A 17,973-nucleotide genomic window follows, 5' to 3' on the forward strand; every position below is an offset into this window, starting at 1 on the left:
AGGAGCTGGCTTGCTAGCGATGGCATCAACGCGGTGCATCATTTCGACCGAGGTGATGCCATCGCTAGCAAGCCAGCTCCTACAGGGGTTTGTGGCATTTTGCTAAATGGGGGCGAGCGACCCCGCCCCTCATTGGTTTAAGCGTAGCTTTCGATCGACGGGCAGGCGCAAACCAGGTTGCGATCGCCGAAGACGTTGTCGACGCGACCGACCGGTGGCCAGTACTTGCCTTCGATCAGCGACGCGACCGGATACACCGCTTGCTCGCGGCTGTACGGATGCGTCCACTCGCCAACGATTTCCTCCGCGGTGTGCGGAGCGTTTTTCAGTGGGTTGTCATCCTTGTCCAGGGTGCCGTTTTCCACTGCGCGGATTTCTTCGCGGATGCGGATCATGGCGTCGCAGAAGCGGTCCAGTTCTTCCTTGGATTCGCTTTCGGTCGGCTCGATCATCAAGGTGCCAGCCACCGGGAACGACATGGTCGGGGCGTGGAAGCCGAAGTCGATCAGGCGCTTGGCGACGTCATCGACGCTGATGCCGCTGCTGTCTTTCAATGGACGCAGGTCGAGGATGCATTCGTGCGCCACCAGGCCGTTGCTGCCGGTGTAGAGGACTGGATAGTGCTCTTCGAGGCGACGGGAAATGTAGTTGGCATTGAGGATCGCCAGTTGCGAAGCGCGCTTGAGACCCGCGCCACCCATCATCCGAATGTACATCCAGGTGATCGGCAAAATGCTCGCGCTGCCGAACGGTGCCGCGCAGACGGCGCCTTCCTTGCGTTCCATCTGGGCGTGGCCCGGCAGGAACGGCGTCAGGTGCGACTTGACGCCAATCGGGCCGACGCCCGGGCCGCCACCGCCGTGGGGGATGCAGAAGGTTTTGTGCAGGTTCAGGTGGGACACGTCGCCGCCGAATTTGCCCGGTGCGCAGAGGCCGACCATCGCGTTCATGTTGGCGCCGTCGATGTACACCTGGCCGCCGTTGTCATGAACGATACCGCAGATTTCGCGGATGCCTTCTTCGAACACGCCGTGGGTCGACGGGTAAGTGATCATCAGCGCAGCGAGGTGTTCGCGGTGCTCGATGGCCTTGGCGCGCAGGTCTTCGATGTCGACGTTGCCACGGGCATCGCATGCGGTCACGACCACACGCATGCCTGCCATGTTGGCGGTAGCGGGGTTGGTGCCGTGGGCGGAGGACGGGATCAGGCAGATGTCGCGACGGTCTTCGCCACGGCTCTGGTGATAGGCGCGAATCGCCAGCAGACCAGCGTATTCACCTTGCGAACCGGCGTTCGGTTGCAACGAGATCGAGTCGTAACCGGTGGCGGCGCAGAGCATCGCTTCCAGTTCATCGGTCAGTTGCTGATAACCGGCGCTTTGTTCGGCCGGGGCGAACGGGTGCAGGGCACCGAACTCGGCCCAGGTCACCGGGATCATTTCGCTGGCGGCGTTGAGTTTCATGGTGCACGAACCCAGCGGGATCATGGTGCGATCCAGGGCCAGGTCCTTGTCGGCGAGCTTGCGCAGGTAGCGCATCAGCTCGGTTTCCGAGTGATAACGGTTGAACACCGGATGGCTGAGGATCGGCGATTGGCGAACCAGAGCGGCCGGGATGGTACTGACCACTGCAGCGGCGAGGGCGGCGAAGTCCGGCAGTGCCTTGCCGTCGGCAAGCAGAGCCCACAGTGTTTCAACGTCGGCTTGCGAAGTGGTCTCGTCGAGGGACAGGCCCAGACGCTCGCCATCAACGACGCGCAGGTTGATTTTCTGTGCGTGCGCTTTGTCGTGCAGTTTGGCGGTGTCTGCACCGGTTTTCAGAGTCAGGGTGTCGAAAAAGCTGGTTTGCTCGACGGTCAGGCCCAGCGCGCTCAAGCCTTTGGCGAGGATCGCGGTCAGGTGATGAATGCGGTTGGCGATCTGCGTCAGGCCTTTCGGGCCGTGATACACGGCGTACATGCTGGCGATGTTGGCCAACAGAACCTGCGCGGTGCAGATGTTGCTGGTGGCCTTCTCGCGGCGGATATGTTGCTCGCGGGTCTGCATGGCCAGGCGCAGGGCCGGCTTGCCGAAACGGTCCACGGAGACGCCGACCAGACGGCCCGGCATGTCGCGCTTGAACGCATCTTTGGTAGAGAAGTACGCCGCGTGCGGGCCACCGAAGCCCAACGGAACGCCGAAGCGTTGGGCGCTGCCGATGGCCACGTCAGCGCCGAATTCGCCCGGCGGGGTCAACACGGTCAGGGCCAGCAGGTCAGCGGCAACCGCCACCAGTGCGTTGGCGGCATGGAAGCGTTCGGTCAGTTCGCGGTAGTCGAACAGGTCACCGTTGCTTGCCGGGTATTGCAGCAGGGCGCCGAAGAACGGCGTCACGTCAGTCAGTTCAAGCTCGTCACCGACGACGACGTCGATGCCCAGTGGCTCGGCACGGGTGCGCAGTACGTCGAGGGTTTGCGGGTGGCAATGAGCCGATGCGAAGAATGCGTGGCTGCCCTTGTTCTTGCTCAGGCGTTTGCAGAAGGTCATGGCTTCGGCAGCGGCGGTGGCTTCGTCCAGCAGCGAGGCGTTGGCGATCGGCAGGCCGGTCAGGTCGCTGATCAGGGTCTGGAAGTTCAGCAGCGCTTCGAGACGACCCTGGGAAATTTCCGGTTGATACGGGGTGTACGCGGTGTACCAGGCCGGGTTTTCCAGCAGGTTGCGCAGGATCGGCGACGGCGTGTGAGTGCCGTAGTAGCCTTGGCCGATGTAAGTCTTGAACAGTTGGTTCTTGGCGGCGATGCCTTTGATCAACGCCAGGGCGTCGGCTTCGCTCAGGCCGTCGTCCATGCCGAGGACGCTGGTGCCTTTGATGCTTTCCGGAATGACGCTGGCGCTCAGGGCTTCCAGCGAATCGAAACCGAGGCTGTTGAGCATCGCTTGCTCATCGCCGGAGCGCGGGCCGATGTGGCGCGCGATGAATTCGTTGGCGGTCGTAAGGTTTACTTGAGTCATGTCAGCGCTCCTCAGGCTTCGGCGTTGGCTTTGATCAGACGGTCGTAGGCGTCCTGATCCAGCAGTTTGGCGACAGCCGAAGCGTCGGCAGGCTGGAAGCGGAAGAACCAGCCTTCGCCCAGCGGATCTTCGTTGACCAGTTCCGGGCTGCTGTCCAGCGCCGGGTTCACTTCCAGCACTTCACCGTCCAGTGGCATGTACACGCCGCTCGCGGCTTTTACCGATTCCACGGTGGCGGCTTCTGCGCCTTTGTCGTAGGACTGCAGCTCAGGCAGTTGTACGAAAACCACATCGCCCAGGGCGTTCTGCGCGAAAGCGGTGATGCCGACAGTAACAGTGCCGTCAGCTTCGGTGCGCAGCCATTCGTGATCTTCAGTAAAACGCAATTCGCTCATGGAAACTCCTAAGGGGGGCCAGACTCGTCTGGTGGACGCGATTGAATGCTTGGGCAAAAGCCCTTCTTTATAAGTGGCTACTAAGCAAGATCGCGGCCAACGTTAATAACTCCTTATAAATCAGTGTCTTATTATTTTTTGGAGAACGAGCGAACTGAGCAACTGTAGCGAAATCGCTACAGGCTGAGGCGAAGAAAAAAGCGTAATGGGATCAAAGCCTTGCACAGCGGTGATTAGGCGAGGGTGTATCGATATCGTTCCGCTGTAGCGCTTTCAGTACAGGTGGAGGTCGCTTTCAGATGCTGTTACCCGAGGGCGCCACCACCTGTAGGCGCTGGCTTGCTGGCGATGTCGTCTGCGAAATCGCCATCGCCAGCAAGCCGGCTCCTACAGGTCGAGGTTTAGCAAGGATCAGGGCTTGTTTGGAATCCCGTACTTGCGCAACCGATGAGCAATCGCCGTGTGGGAGGTTTGCAGGCGGCTGGCCAGTTGCCGGGTCGAGGGGTAGCTGACGTAGAGTTTTTCCAGCAGGGTTTTTTCGAACTCTTCCATCGCCTGTTCCAGGCTGTCGACTTCGTTGTCGCTCTGGCGTGCCACGGAGGTGCCGGCGATGTCGAGGTCGCCGATGTCCACCAGGCTGCTTTCACAAATCGCGGCGGCGCGGAAGATCACGTTCTGCAGTTGCCGCACGTTGCCAGGCCAACGGTTGCCCAGCAGCGCCGGATAAGTGCCCGGTGCCAGGCGACACACTGGTCGCTGAATCTGCGCGCAAGCCTGCTGCATGAAATAGCGGGCCAGCAGCAAAATGTCCTGGCCACGTTCGCGCAGCGGCGGAACTTCGACGTTCAGGACGTTGAGGCGGTAAAAAAGGTCCTCACGGAACGTGCCCTCGCTGACCATTTTTTCCAGGTCGCGGTGCGTGGCGCTAAGGATCCGCACGTTGACCTTCACCTCGCGATCGCCGCCTACCCGGCGGAAGCTGCCATCGTTCAAAAAACGCAGCAGTTTCGCTTGCAAGTACGGCGACATTTCGCCGATTTCATCGAGAAATACCGTGCCCTGGTTCGCCAGTTCCATCAGCCCCGGTTTACCGCCTCGTTGCGCGCCGGTGAAGGCGCCGGGAGCGTAGCCGAACAGTTCGCTTTCGGCGAGGTTCTCCGGCAATGCCGCGCAGTTCAGCGCCAGGAAGGGTGAACTGTACCGGGCACTGATGGCGTGACAGGCGCGGGCGACGAGTTCTTTGCCGGTGCCGGTTTCGCCTTGGATCAGCAGCGGCGCATCGAGGGCCGCTACACGTTGGGCACGGGCCTTGAGCGTGCGAATCGCCGGAGATTCGCCCAGCAGCGCATCGAACCCTTCGGCATGGTCGTGATGCAGCGCCGAGAGGCGTTCGCCGATGCGGTTCGGTTGATACAGCGTCAGCAGCGCACCGGCGTCGGTGATCGGCGTGGCGTCCAGCAGCAGGGTCTGGCCGTTGACGGTGATCTCGCGCAGCGGCAGGCGAAAGCCTTGTTCCAGCAGGGTGTCGAGCAGGGCGGGATCGGCAAACAGATCCGCCACGCTTTCACCGGCCGGTTCACGCCCGTACAAGGCAACCAATGCCGGGTTGGCCAGCAGCACGTTGCCGTTGCTGTCCAGGGCCAGTACCGGATCGGTCATGGCGGCAAGCAAGGCATCGAGCTGCAAGTGCCGACGTTGGCCGGGAAGGATGTCGACCACCGTCATCGCCTGAACGCCACGGACGCTGAGCAACGCATCGTGCAACTCTTCGAGCACTTGCGGGCTGAGGGTCGGGGCGTCGATGTAGACGTTGGGCGGAACCATTTCCACCGCATCCAGATTGAGATTGCGCCCACCGAGCAGGGCCAGGACTTCCTGGGTGATGCCGACGCGGTCGATGAAGCTGACGTGGATACGCATGGGACGATTTTGGTTCTGGAATGCGGGAGGTGGCAAGTATGCCTTGGGGCGGGCGAATGGTGAAATCCGCTGATAGCCCCCCCCTGTAGGAGCCGGCTTGCTGGCGATGGCATCACCCCGGTGCATCTGAAAAGCCGAGTCGATGCCATCGCCAGCAAGCCGGCTCCTACAACAGGTGTTGCGGAGAGTGGGTTATTCGAAGTGCTCGAGGTTTACCGGGTCGCCGGACTTCATGTCCAACTGCTTCCGGATGTCTTCAAACATTAAATCGTAATGCTTGTGAACCGAGCCGATCTGGCTGTGTGTCTTAGGGATTCCGTACTTCTCGGCGATTTTCGTCACGTTGTTGGCGAAGTTGTAGGCTTCCTCTTTGCGCAGAAAGAAGGGCTCTTTCACGTCCTTTCCTTGAATACTGCCATGCAGGGTGAACTGAATCCCTTTCTCCCCCGCGGGATTCTTGCTGACTTCATAATCAAGATGAATGTTGTAGTTGACATCATCCGGCGTCAGCGCGTGGCGCTCGATGTGCAAGTGACCGGGCTCGAACTGTGCCATTGCCGTTTCTCCTCACAAATAAGTTATGCCAGGTTTCGCCGTGCTGATGCGTGTACCGGCCGTGCCCTGGACGATCGCTTCGATGTCCGAGAGTGAACCGATCACTGCGGTTTTTCCAGTATGGCGGGCGAATTCACAGGCTGCCTGAACCTTGGGTCCCATGGAGCCGGCGGCGAAGCCGAGTTTTTCCATTTCGTCCGGGTGCGCCTGGGCGATGGCTTTCTGGGTCGGTTTGCCAAAGTCGATGAAGGCGGCGTTGACGTCGGTGGCAATCACCAGCAAATCACTGTCGAGCTGTTCGGCCAGCAGCGCCGAGCACAGGTCCTTGTCGATCACCGCTTCCACGCCTTGCAGTTTGCCGTGGGCGCCGTACATCGTCGGGATGCCGCCACCGCCGGCGCAGATCACGATGCTGCCTTTTTCAAGCAACCACTTGATCGGACGGATTTCGAAGATGCGTTTCGGTCTCGGGCTGGCCACCACGCGGCGGAACTTGTCGCCGTCCGGGGCAATCGCCCAGCCTTTTTCGGCGGCGAGTTTTTCTGCCTCGGCCTTGGTGTACACCGGGCCGATGGGTTTGCTGGGATGCTGGAAGGCTGGGTCGTTGGCGTCGACTTCGACCTGGGTGAGCAGGGTTGCGAACGGCACTTCGAAGTCCAGCAGGTTGCCCAGTTCCTGTTCGATGATGTAGCCGATCATGCCTTCGGTTTCGGCACCGAGCACGTCCAGCGGGTATGGCGACACCGAGGTGTAGGCCGCCGCTTGCAGCGACAGCAGGCCGACCTGCGGGCCGTTGCCGTGGGCGATGACCAGTTCGTTGCCGGCATGGATCTTGGCGATCTGTTCGGTGGCGATCCGGATATTGGCGCGTTGGTTGTCCGCGGTCATGGGTTCACCACGGCGGAGCAGGGCGTTACCGCCCAGAGCAACGACGATACGCATAATGCAGTCCTTCTGAATGAGGTGACTCGGTCTCCACGTCGAAACCGTATTTCTGTAGGAGCCGGCTTGCTGGCGATGGCATCGACTCGGTCTGTCAAATACACCGCGGTGATGCCATCGCCAGCAAGCCGGCTCCTACAAGGGAACCGGGGCGGGCCGTTAGATATCCGCCAGCGCCGACACCAGAATCGCCTTGATGGTGTGCATGCGGTTTTCCGCCTGCTCGAAGGCGATGTTGGCCGGGGATTCGAAGACCTCTTCAGTCACCTCGACGCCATTGGCCAGGTGCGGATACCGCGCGGCGATGTCCTTGCCTACCTTGGTTTCGCTGTTATGGAATGCCGGCAAACAGTGCATGAACTTCACGCGCGGGTTGCCCGAAGCCTTCATCATTTTCGCGTTGACCTGGTACGGCAGCAGTTGCTCGATGCGTTCGTCCCACGCTTCCACCGGCTCCCCCATCGACACCCAGATGTCGGTGTGGATGAAGTCCACGCCCTTGACCGCTTCTTCCGGGTTTTCGGTGATGGTGATGCGTGCGCCGCTGTCTTCGGCGAAGGCTTTGCACTGGGCGATGAAATCAGCGTGCGGCCACAGCGCTTTCGGCGCGGCGATGCGCACGTCCATGCCCAGTTTGGCGCCGATCATCAGCAGCGAATTGCCCATGTTGTAGCGGGCATCACCGAGGTAGGCGTAGCTGATGTCATGCAGTGGTTTGTCGCTGTGTTCGCGCATGGTCAGGGTGTCGGCGATCATCTGCGTCGGGTGGAATTCAGCGGTCAGGCCGTTGAACACCGGCACGCCGGCGAACTTGGCCAGTTCTTCGACGATTTCCTGTTCGAAGCCACGGTACTCGATGGCATCGAACATCCGACCCAGCACGCGGGCGGTGTCTTTCATGCTTTCCTTGTGACCAATCTGCGACGACACCGGGTCGATGTAGGTGACGTGGGCGCCCTGGTCATGGGCCGCCACTTCGAAGGCGCAACGGGTGCGGGTCGAGGTTTTTTCGAAGATCAGTGCGATGTTCTTGCCTTGCAGGTGCGGACGCTCGGTGCCGGTGTACTTGGCGCGTTTGAGGTCCCGGGACAGGTCCAGCAGGTAATGCAGCTCGCGAGTGGTGTGGTGCATCAGCGAGAGCAGGCTGCGGTTGCGCATATTGAAAGCCATGATGGATCTCCTTGGGTTTCGGTTATCCGCCTGCTTCACGCGTGATAAGCGTGAAGCAGGACTCAGGAATTAATAGTCGATAGGGTCGCGAATGATCGGGCAGGTCATGCAGTGGCCGCCGCCACGTCCGCGCCCCAGTTCGCCGGCGCTGATGGTGATGACTTCTACACCGGCCTTGCGCAGCAGGGTGTTGGTGTAGGTGTTGCGGTCATAACCGATCACCACGCCCGGCTCCACGGCCACCACGTTGTTGCCGTCGTCCCACTGTTCGCGTTCGGCGGCGAAGCTGTTGCCGCCGGTTTCCACCACGCGCAATGCTTTGAGGTTGAGGGCCTTGGCCACGGCGTCGAGGAAGTTGGTTTCCTCACGGCGGATGTCGATGCCGCCCGGTTTGCTTTCGTCTGGGCGCAGGGTGAAGGCGACGATCTGGTTTACGACTTCAGGGATCGTCACCAGGTCGCGATCGCAGAAGCTGAACACCGTGTCCAGGTGCATTGCTGCGCGGGACTTCGGCAGGCCGGCGACGATGACTTTTTCGACGGCTTTGTTCTTGAACAGGTTCACCGCCAGTTGGCCGATGGCCTGGCGAGACGAGCGTTCGCCCATGCCGATCAATACCACCCCGTTGCCTATCGGCATCACGTCGCCGCCTTCAAGGGTGGCACTGCCGTGATCCTGATCCGGATCGCCGTACCAGATCTCGAAGTCGGCGTTGGTGAATTGTGGGTGGAATTTGTAGATGGCGGTGGTCAGCAAGGTTTCCTGACGGCGCGCTGGCCAGTACATCGGGTTCAGCGTTACGCCACCATAGATCCAGCACGTGGTGTCACGGGTGAACTGGGTATTGGGCAGTGGCGGCAAAATGAAGCTCGAGTGACCGAGAAATTCGCGGAACATCTGAATGGTCTTGCCGCCGAAACTGTCCGGCAGGTCATCGGCGGATACGCCACCGATCAGGAATTCAGCGATTTTTCTCGGCTCCAGGCTGCGCAGCCACGAGCTGGTTTCGTGGACCAGGCCCAGGCCGACCGAGTTGGCCGTGATCTTGCGTTCCAGAATCCAGTCCAGCGCTTCCGGGATCGCGACGATGTCAGTCAGCAGGTTATGCATTTCCAGCACGTCGACGCCGCGTTCGCGCATTTTGGTGACGAAGTCGAAATGGTCACGCTTGGCTTGGGCGACCCACAGCACATCATCGAAAAGCAGTTCGTCGCAGTTGTTCGGGGTCAGCCGCTGGTGGGCCAGGCCGGGGGAGCAAACCATGACTTTGCGCAGTTTGCCGGCTTCGGAATGTACGCCGTACTTAACTTTTTCCGTGGTCATTACAGTGATCCTCCAGATGACAAATCAATCAGGTGTTACAGGGTCAGGAAGCCGTCATACAGACCATAGGCCGCCACCAGGGCGCCCACGATGACTGCAGCGAAAATCAGCTTCTCGACGTTGGTGAAAACCGGTTTGTTGAGTTCCATCTTGGCCTTGGCGAACAGGATCGCGCCGGGGGCATAGAGCAGGGCGGACAGCAGCAGGTATTTGACGCCGCCGGCATAGATCAGCCAGACCGCGTAAATCAACGCGACGGCGCCGATGAACAGGTCTTTGCGGCGTTCGGCCGCGGCGTTTTCATAGCTCTCGCCACGCACCGCCAGCAGCAGCGCGTACGCCGCCGACCACAAGTACGGCACCAGGATCATTGACGTGGCGAGGTAGATCAGCGACAGGTAAGTGCTGGCTGAAAACAGGGTGATGACCAGAAACAGTTGCACCATGGCGTTGGTCAGCCACAAGGCATTGACCGGCACTTGCTTGGCGTTTTCCTTGCGCAGGAACGCTGGCATGGTGTGGTCCTTGGCGGCGGCGAACATGATTTCGGCGCACAACAGCACCCACGACAGCAGCGCTCCCAGTAACGAGATGATCAGACCGACACTGATCAGTACCGCGCCCCACGGACCGACCACATGTTCCAGCACGGCGGCCATCGACGGGTTCTGCAGTTTGGCCAGTTCCGGTTGGGTCATGATGCCCAGCGACAGCACGTTCACCAGCACCAGAAACAGCAGCACGGTGATGAAACCGATCACGGTGGCTTTACCGACGTCGCTGCGTTTTTCCGCGCGGGCCGAGAAAATGCTCGCGCCTTCGATGCCGATGAACACCCACACGGTGACCAGCATCATGTTGCGCACCTGGTTCATCACGCTGCCCAGGTCCGGGTTTTTCAGGCCCCAGATGTCGGCCGTGAAAATGTCCAGTTTGAATGCGAAAACAGCGATCAACACAAACAGCAGCAGCGGCACGACCTTGGCGACAGTGGTCACCAGGTTGATGAACGCCGCTTCCTTGATCCCGCGCAGCACCAGGAAATGCACGGCCCAGAGCAGCACCGACGCGCCTATGACGGCGGCCACGGTGTTGCCTTCGCCGAAGATCGGAAAAAGTAACCAAGGGTGCTGAACAGCAGAACGAAGTAACCGACGTTGCCCAGCCAGGCACTGATCCAGTAACCCCACGCGGACGAGAAACCCATGTAGTCGCCGAAACCGGCCTTGGCGTAGGCGTAGACACCGCCGTCCAGATCAGGTTTTCGGTTAGCGAGCGTCTGGAAGACAAAAGCGAGTGTCAGCATGCCGACGGCGGTGATGGCCCAGCCGATCAGCACGGCACCGACATCGGCACTGGCGGCCATATTCTGGGGCAAGGAAAAAATCCCGCCACCAATCATCGAGCCGACAACCAGCGCAACCGGTGCACCGAGTTTCAGTTTTCCGGGGGATTCAGTCATTGCATGACTCCAATGCAGGAGAATGAGAGAAAACAGGTTAAGTTTATTAGCTGTTCAATCATCTGACTTAGATCAATGCATGGGCATATTTCATTGTTAATCAAAGACTTTTGAAACTTTGTTAGGCATAAGGCTACTACCGGTAAAGCCCTTTCCAGAGGCCTCGGCTGGAGGTTGAATCAATAACGCGTACCGTTTGAAGTCTAGACGCTAGTTCGTTTTTGTGTTTTGGCAAGTATCGGTTCCCGATTTTTCAATGGTATTGATTTATTAGGATCTGCCGAGGAAACCGCTATTTATGACCGACGGCGCTAGAGTGAATGGTTATAAATAAAAGAGGTAGATTGGCGTTAATTGATAAACGTTATTACGCTTTACCTATTTAGTTAAAACCAACTATGTGACGGTCTCGCAGTGACAGTCGCGGCGGAAAATGGAGACGCAGGAATGTCGCAACCGACGCAAAAGCTTCGCCTGAGTGCGCTGATCGCGCTGGTGGTGGGATCGATGATTGGCGGCGGGATTTTTTCCTTGCCCCAGAACATGGCCGCCCGGGCTGATGCCGGGGCGATCTTGATCGGTTGGGCCATCACTGCCGTGGGCATGCTGACCCTGGCCTTCGTGTTCCAGACGCTGGCCAATCGCAAACCCGAACTGGATTCCGGGGTGTACGCCTATGCCAAGGCCGGGTTCGGTGACTACATGGGTTTCTCGTCCGCGTGGGGTTACTGGATCAGTGCCTGGCTGGGCAACGTTGGCTATTTCGTTTTGCTGTTCAGCACCCTCGGTTATTTCTTCCCCATGTTCGGCCAGGGCAACACGCCCGTCGCCATTGGCTGCGCGTCGGTGTTGCTGTGGGCGGTGCATTTTCTGGTGATGCGCGGGATCAAGGAGGCGGCGTTCATCAACCAGCTGACCACCGTCGCCAAGATCGTGCCGCTGATCATGTTCATCGTGATCGCCGCCGTGGCGTTCAAGGCCGACATCTTCACCCGTGACATCTGGGGCCGCAGCAACCCGAGTTTCGGCGGCATCATGGATCAGGTGCGCAACATGATGCTGGTGACTGTGTTCGTGTTTATCGGCATCGAAGGCGCCAGCGTCTATTCGGCGCGGGCGGAGAAACGTTCGGATGTCGGACGGGCGACGGTCATCGGTTTTCTCGGCGTGTTGGCGCTGCTGGTGATGGTGAATGTGTTGTCGCTGGGGATCATGAGCCAGCCGGAACTGGCCAAACTGCAGAACCCGTCACTGGCCGCCGTGCTGGAACACATCGTCGGGCCTTGGGGCGCTTTGTTGATCAGCATTGGCCTGGCGATTTCGCTGCTCGGTGCGCTGTTGTCCTGGGCGTTGCTCTGTGCCGAGATCCTCTTCGCCACGGCTAAAGACAAAACCATGCCGGCCTTCCTGAAAAAGGAAAACGCCAATCATGTGCCGGTCAACGCGCTGTGGTTGACCAACGTGATGATCCAGATCTTCCTGTTGATCACACTGTTTTCCGCCGGCACTTACACCAGCCTGATCTACCTCGCGTCGTCGATGATTCTGGTGCCGTATCTGTGGTCGGCGGCGTATGCGGTGCTGTTGAGCGGGCGGGGTGAAACCTACGAACACGCGTCGGCGGAGCGCACCAAAGACTTGCTGATTGGCGGCATCGCGCTGAGTTATGCGGTGTGGCTGTTGTATGCCGGCGGGGTCAAATATTTGCTGCTCTCGGCGCTGCTGTATGCGCCGGGGGTGATTCTGTTTGCCAAGGCCAAACACGAGCAGGGCGAACCTTTGTTCACTCACATCGAGAAAGGGATTTTTACCTGCGTGATCATCGGTGCGGGGCTGGCGGCCTACGGTTTGTACAGCGGCTTGCTGTCGCTGTGAGGTTGTTGCTGGAGTATCAGCCGCCCTACGACTGGCCGGCGATGCTGGGTTTTTTGTCGGCGCGGGCTGTGGTCGGGATGGAGACGGTGGTCGATGGCGTGTATTCGCGCAGCATCGGGTTGAACGGTGTTCATGGCACGGTTTCGATCAGGCCCGTGGCGGGCGATGCACTGGAGGTGAGGCTGGATTTTCCTGACGCTGCGGCAGTGCCGGAGATCGTTGTACGGCTGCGGCGGATGTTTGATCTGGATGCGCACCTGCCAAGCATCCATCGGCCGTTGAAGACTGATACGTTGATGGCGCGGTTGATTGCCGAGCGGCCGGGGTTGCGGGTTCCCGGCGCGTGGGACGGGCTGGAACTGGCGATCCGTGCGGTGTTGGGTCAGCAGATTACGGTGAGCGCGGCGATCCGGTTGGCGGGGAAACTGGTGGTGCAGTATGGGCAGCCTTTGGCGTCTGTTTTGCCTGGTGTCACGTCTGTGTTTCCTGAGGCGGACATTTTGGCGGAGGCGGATCTGGCGACGCTGGGCATGCCGAAAAGTCGTGGCCGGACGTTGTCGGGTGTCGCTCAGGCGTTGCTTGATGATCCGTTGCTGTTTGAACCGGGGCGTGAGGGCGGTGTGGCGCGATTGCTGGCGTTGCACGGGATTGGCGACTGGACGGCGCAGTACATCGCGTTGCGGCAGTTACGGGAGATGGATGCGTTTCCGGGTGGCGATGTGGGGTTGATGAAGGCGTTGGCGGTGTTGGAAGGCGAAGCGGTGACAGCTCGGGATTTGTTGGCGCGGGCCGAGGCGTGGCGGCCATGTCGAGGGTATGCGGCGCAGCTTCTTTGGACATCATTGAGCCGGTCGGACTGAGCTGATCCGAAAGGTGTGTTGGTTGTTCCGGCCTCATCGCGAGCAAGCCCGCTCCCACATGTGATTGATGTCGTTCACATAATTTGTGATCGGCGATGAGGCCCTTGCAGTCACCACCACTGCGCGCGATGGGAACCCAGTTCAGACGCTGGAATCGCCCACTGCAACGGCGTTCCGGTGATCTTCAGCGGCACTTGCAACCGATGCGCCGGGCCCCATGGCGTCTGCTCAACCAACAAGCCCTGATCGTTTTCATCCTCTGCCCGCAAGGCCTCGGCTGTGCCTGCGCCATGTTCAATCAACAACTTCGCCGTCCGCGCCAACGACAATCGCGCCGATCCTCCCCGTCCCAACAAGGTGATCGCCGCAGCCGCCATCAAATACCCGGTCGCATGATCCAGCGCTTGCACCGGCAAGGGCGTCGGCTTGTCCGATTTCTTCCACTGCATCCCCGCCTCGGCAATCCCGCTGCTCATCTGCACCAGACTGTCGAAGCCGCGCCGGTTCTGCCATGGCCCACTCCAGCCGTAGGCGTTGAGGCACACATCAATCAGGTCGGGCGCCAGTTTTTGACGCTCGGCGACACCGTAACCGATTTTTTCCAATGCGTCGGCGCGGTAGCCGTGGAGCAAAATGTCGGCGTCCTTGAGCAAGCTTTCAAATACTGCGCGATCAGTCTTGTCGTGCAGGTCCAGTCTTGCGCAACGTTTGCCCAACGTGACTTCCGGCACCACGCCCGGTTCATTCCAGGTCGGTGGGTCGATGCGCAAGACATCGGCGCCCAGGCCCGCGAGAAAACGACTGGCGATAGGCCCCGCGAGCACGCGTGTGAGGTCCAGCACCTTGATCCCGGCCAGCGGTTGCGCCACCGAGCCTTTCCACGATTTTCGCTGTTGCGGGTGACCGGCGCTGAACTGAATCAACGGCTCGGCGTTCACGGCCAAACCTTGTGGATGCGTTTGCCATTGCGCCCAGCTACGCATTTCAGCGGCGCAGCCACCGGCGTCGACCACGGCCTGTTCCAGATCACTTTTCGCCCATTGCGCCACCTTGCTCGCTACGTCTGCGCGGTCGGCACACGCGCCGAGCACGCTTTCGGCGGCCGCGCGGTGATGAGGTGCGTTGGTATGCAGGCGGATCCAGCCATCCTTGGTCGCATAGTCGCCGGCAACCGCGTCCCACAACGGAGGAACGCTCCAGCCGACGGGGCGGATCGACGTTGCGAACCAGAAAGAGGCCAGGCGCCGGTCGACTTCAAGGTTGGGCAAGCGCCCGGTCTGCTGCTGCAACCATTCGCTGGCAGCCTGGCCGGCGGCGGCGATGCTCGCGCAGGCGAGGTCGGTGACGGCAAACGCCGAGGGCAGGGCGCCACTCGAGGTGAACGCAATCGGGGTGTGGGGCAAGCCGAGTGCGGCTTGAATGGACGTGAGTAAACCAGTCATCGAAGGCCCTCCGGAACGAGAGCCCGAGCATAGATCAAAACACGGGGCCGTTAGATGAAAACGCCAGAAGCCCGCCGAACGCGAACTTGTAGGAGCGGGATTGCTGGCGATAGCGGTGTGTCAGTTGACATCAACGTCGGCTGACATTCCGCTATCGCCAGCAAGCCGGCTCCTACAGGGATTTGCGGTGTGGCTTTACACTCGAAATTGGTCCATCAGTTTCATCTGGTGGTTGGTCAAGGCGTTGAGCTGGCTGCTGATCTGCGCCGATTCAGTGGCCTGGCCGGTCAGGGTTTCGGTGACGGTGCGGATCGCCGAGACGTTGCGGTTGACCTCTTCGGCCACGGCGCTTTGCTGTTCGGCGGCGCTGGCGATTTGCAGGTTCATGTCGCTGATCACGGTGACCGCGTCGCTGATTTTGCTCAAGGCTTGCACGGCTTGCTGGATCTGCCCGGCGTTGCTGTGGGCCTGGGTCTGGCTCGAATGCATGGTGGCGACCACGCCGCGGGTGCCGGTCTGGATACGTTCGATGACGAGGCGGATTTCTTCCACCGAATCCTGGGTGCGTTTGGCGAGGTTGCGCACTTCGTCGGCCACCACCGCAAAGCCGCGACCGCTTTCGCCGGCACGGGCCGCTTCGATAGCGGCGTTCAGCGCCAGCAGGTTGGTCTGTTCGGCGATGCTGCGGATGACTTCCAGCACCGAACCGATTTGCTCGCTGTTGACCGCCAATGCTTCGACTTCGGTCACTGCCTTGCTGACTTCGTCGGCCAGTTGATTGATGTCGCGAGTGCTGCGTTCGATGATCGACATGCCATCGCGGGCCGATTGATCCGCACCTTTGGCCGCATTGGCCGCGCTCGAGGCACTGTTGGCGACTTCATGGGCGGTGGCGCTCATTTCGTTCGACGCGGTGGCCACCTGGTCGATTTCGCGGAACTGCACCTGCATGCCTTCGCTGGTCTGGCGGGCGATTTCCGAAGACTGGTCGGCGGTGCCACGGGCATCGGTGATGCTCTGTTTGATCTGGGCGATGGTCGGTTGCAGCTTGTCGAGGAAGCGGTTGAACCAGCTGACGAGTTCCCCCAGTTCATCTTTCTTGCTGTAGTGCAGGCGCTGCGTCAGGTCGCCGTCGCCACTGGCAATCGCCTTGAGCATCTCGGCCACGCTGTTGATCGGCCGGGTTACGCCCGATGCCGTCAGCCAGATCAGCAACAGACCGACGAGGCCGGCAGTGACCGCCACCAGCACGGCCTTGATCGTGCCGCTTTGCTGGGCATCATCGAGGACCGCTTGCAGCTTCACCGAATCGGCCAGCAGCACTTGTTTCGGCAGGTCGATCACCACGCCCCAGGCTTTGGAATCGCTGATCGGGCTGACCGGGTACACCGCACGAATAAAATCACCTTGTTCGAGAATTTTCGGCGCGCCACCGCTGAGCAATTGCAGGACATCCTTGCCCTCTGCACCCAGGGTATCGCCGATACTTTTGCCGACCTTACTCGCGTCGACGCTGTAACCGGCGAGCACGCCGCTGCCGGAGACAATCAGCATGTGCCCGGCGCTGTTGAACAGATCACGCTGGGAGTCGACCGCCGCTGCCTGCAGGGCGTCGAGGGCGATGTCCACACCGACCACGCCAATGGATTTGCCGTCCACCAGCAGCGGAACGGAAATGGTGGTCATCAGCATTTCCTTGCCGCCGACGGTGTCGGCATACGGGTCCAGCAGGCAGGTACGCTTGCTGTCGCGAGGGCAGGTGTACCAGCTGTTGTAAGGGGTGCCGCTGAGGCTCAAGGTGGTTTTGGTCATGTCGTCTTCGACCATGATCGTGTTGAGCGCGGTACCACCGGCGCGGCTCCAGTAACTGGCGAAACGACCGGCTTCGTTGGACTGGCGAGCGGCGTCATTGGCGAACTCGCTGTCCTTGCCGTCCAGCCCGTTGGGCTCGAACGCCAGCCAGATTCCCAGCACCTTGCTGTTGCGTTCAAACGCGGTTTTCAGGCTCTGGTTCAACTCTTCACGCAGGGCACCGGCCTCAAGCGAACGCTTGGCGGCCATATTGCGCATGTCCTTGATCTGGTCCGCCAGGGCGGTCACCACCAGCTGGCTTTCGCCGAACGTCTTCTGCACCCGCACCGCCTGCTCGGCGGCCTTGGCCTGAAGCAGGTCCTGCACACTGTCGGTGAGCATTTTGCTGCTGGAGGCGCTGACCAGTTCATCGTTCTGGTTGGTCTGGTAGATGTTCATGCTGACGATCAGAACGACCACGCCCAGCAGGCAGAGACCGGAGAGCAGAACGATTTTCAGGCGGATGGACAGAGAGTCGAACATAGGACGAACTCGCGAATGAATGAGGTGTTGGCTGTGGGTCGAAGTCGACCCTTCGGTTCGCCAAGTCCATTCAGCGCCATTTACTGCAATCGGCGAGGGGCGGGGATGCATGATGGTGGCTCCGACGAACGGTCATGGTTGACCGTTTGCGCGGAAAAATCTGCCGAAAAGCGGCGTAAAACAGGAAAAATCGCGGTGTGCTTCAGGCAGGTTGCGGCGCTGATTCCGGTCGCGACCAGATCCACAGATTGCCCAGGCCCATGCCGGCGATGGCGAGGTAAACCGGCCAGCCGTGATCGAGCGTGACCCACATCAGTCCTGCGCACAGCAGCATGCTGACGGTGGCGCTGACCTTGGCGCGACGCGCGACGATCTTGCCGTTGCGCCAGTTGCCGAGGATCGGGCCGAACAAGCGGTGGTTCTCCAGCCAGGCGCTCAGGCGCGGCGAACTCTTGGTCGCGGCCCAGGCCGCCAGCAGGATGAACTCGGTTGTCGGCAAACCCGGCACGACGATGGCGATCAGGCCGATGGCGAGGCTGATATAGGCCAGGAGGCCGAACAGGATGCGGGCGAGTTTGGAGGAGGAACGAGTCATAAGGTCGATTTATGACCTGTAGGAGCCGGGGTGGGGGGGGGGGGGGGGGGGAAAAAACCCAACGCCCCAAACCCGCGCCCAAACACAAGGGGTTTTGAAGGGGGGGTGGG

At 60.4% G+C, this 17,973-nt stretch carries 12 protein-coding genes and 2 pseudogenes; 2 read left to right on the forward strand and 12 right to left on the reverse strand.

Going from position 1 to position 17,973, the window contains the following annotated elements; genetic code table 11:
- Positions 1 to 137 precede the first annotated feature (137 nt).
- The 8 genes and pseudogenes from gcvP to arcD (FBY04_RS15485) all read right to left on the reverse strand — a co-directional run bounded on the left by gcvP (position 138) and on the right by arcD (FBY04_RS15485) (position 10,757).
- Entirely contained in the window at positions 138 to 2,990 is a 2,853-nt protein-coding gene (gcvP, locus tag FBY04_RS15450) for an aminomethyl-transferring glycine dehydrogenase (RefSeq protein WP_145315730.1), read from the reverse strand.
- 11 nt (positions 2,991 to 3,001) lie between these two features.
- The gene (gene gcvH / locus FBY04_RS15455) at positions 3,002 to 3,385 is read right to left on the reverse strand and encodes a glycine cleavage system protein GcvH (RefSeq protein ID WP_084318989.1); all 384 of its coding nucleotides are present in this window, start codon (positions 3,383 to 3,385) and stop codon (positions 3,002 to 3,004) included.
- Between the two features lie 411 nt (positions 3,386 to 3,796).
- A complete protein-coding gene (locus FBY04_RS15460; protein WP_084318991.1) occupies positions 3,797 to 5,305 on the reverse strand; it encodes a sigma-54-dependent transcriptional regulator in 1,509 nt (502 codons plus the stop codon).
- A 192-nt stretch (positions 5,306 to 5,497) separates the two neighbouring features.
- Positions 5,498 to 5,860: a DUF5064 family protein gene (locus FBY04_RS15465; RefSeq protein WP_084318993.1), complete on the reverse strand. Its 363-nt coding sequence runs from the start codon at positions 5,858 to 5,860 to the stop codon at positions 5,498 to 5,500.
- Positions 5,861 to 5,872: 12 nt separating this feature from the next.
- On the reverse strand, positions 5,873 to 6,802 hold the full coding sequence (gene arcC, locus FBY04_RS15470; protein ID WP_084318995.1) for a carbamate kinase: 930 nt from the start codon (positions 6,800 to 6,802) through the stop codon (positions 5,873 to 5,875).
- Positions 6,803 to 6,961: 159 nt separating this feature from the next.
- Positions 6,962 to 7,972: an ornithine carbamoyltransferase gene (locus FBY04_RS15475; protein WP_084318997.1), complete on the reverse strand. Its 1,011-nt coding sequence runs from the start codon at positions 7,970 to 7,972 to the stop codon at positions 6,962 to 6,964.
- A gap of 69 nt (positions 7,973 to 8,041) precedes the next feature.
- The gene (arcA, locus tag FBY04_RS15480) at positions 8,042 to 9,295 is read right to left on the reverse strand and encodes an arginine deiminase (RefSeq protein WP_145315731.1); all 1,254 of its coding nucleotides are present in this window, start codon (positions 9,293 to 9,295) and stop codon (positions 8,042 to 8,044) included.
- A 35-nt stretch (positions 9,296 to 9,330) separates the two neighbouring features.
- Positions 9,331 to 10,757 (reverse strand): annotated as a pseudogene (arcD, locus tag FBY04_RS15485) (arginine-ornithine antiporter).
- A 447-nt stretch (positions 10,758 to 11,204) separates the two neighbouring features.
- Here arcD (FBY04_RS15485) and arcD (FBY04_RS15490) point away from each other — a divergent pair.
- Together arcD (FBY04_RS15490) and FBY04_RS15495 are read left to right on the forward strand one after the other, a co-directional pair.
- Entirely contained in the window at positions 11,205 to 12,632 is a 1,428-nt protein-coding gene (gene arcD / locus FBY04_RS15490) for an arginine-ornithine antiporter (protein WP_084319003.1), read from the forward strand.
- Positions 12,629 to 13,492: a DNA-3-methyladenine glycosylase gene (locus FBY04_RS15495; protein ID WP_145315732.1), complete on the forward strand. Its 864-nt coding sequence runs from the start codon at positions 12,629 to 12,631 to the stop codon at positions 13,490 to 13,492. The genes arcD (FBY04_RS15490) and FBY04_RS15495 overlap by 4 nt, the downstream gene beginning before the upstream one ends.
- Before the next feature lie 110 nt (positions 13,493 to 13,602).
- On the opposite strand, the gene FBY04_RS15500 is transcribed toward FBY04_RS15495, so the two are convergent.
- From FBY04_RS15500 to FBY04_RS15510, 4 genes and pseudogenes are all read right to left on the reverse strand, one after another.
- Positions 13,603 to 14,934, reverse strand: a complete 1,332-nt coding sequence (locus FBY04_RS15500) for a CoA transferase (RefSeq protein ID WP_145315733.1) — start codon at positions 14,932 to 14,934, stop codon at positions 13,603 to 13,605.
- Positions 14,935 to 15,129: 195 nt separating this feature from the next.
- The gene (locus FBY04_RS33225; protein ID WP_371850911.1) at positions 15,130 to 15,885 is read right to left on the reverse strand and encodes a methyl-accepting chemotaxis protein; all 756 of its coding nucleotides are present in this window, start codon (positions 15,883 to 15,885) and stop codon (positions 15,130 to 15,132) included.
- A 150-nt stretch (positions 15,886 to 16,035) separates the two neighbouring features.
- A pseudogene (locus tag FBY04_RS33230) lies at positions 16,036 to 17,379 on the reverse strand (chemotaxis protein); the annotation flags it as partial.
- A 91-nt stretch (positions 17,380 to 17,470) separates the two neighbouring features.
- Complete coding sequence (locus tag FBY04_RS15510; RefSeq protein ID WP_084319010.1) at positions 17,471 to 17,863, reverse strand: YbaN family protein; 393 nt, start codon at positions 17,861 to 17,863, stop codon at positions 17,471 to 17,473.
- Positions 17,864 to 17,973 lie beyond the last annotated feature (110 nt).

The organism is Pseudomonas sp. SJZ080 (assembly GCF_007828295.1).
GTDB lineage: Bacteria > Pseudomonadota > Gammaproteobacteria > Pseudomonadales > Pseudomonadaceae > Aquipseudomonas > Aquipseudomonas migulae_A.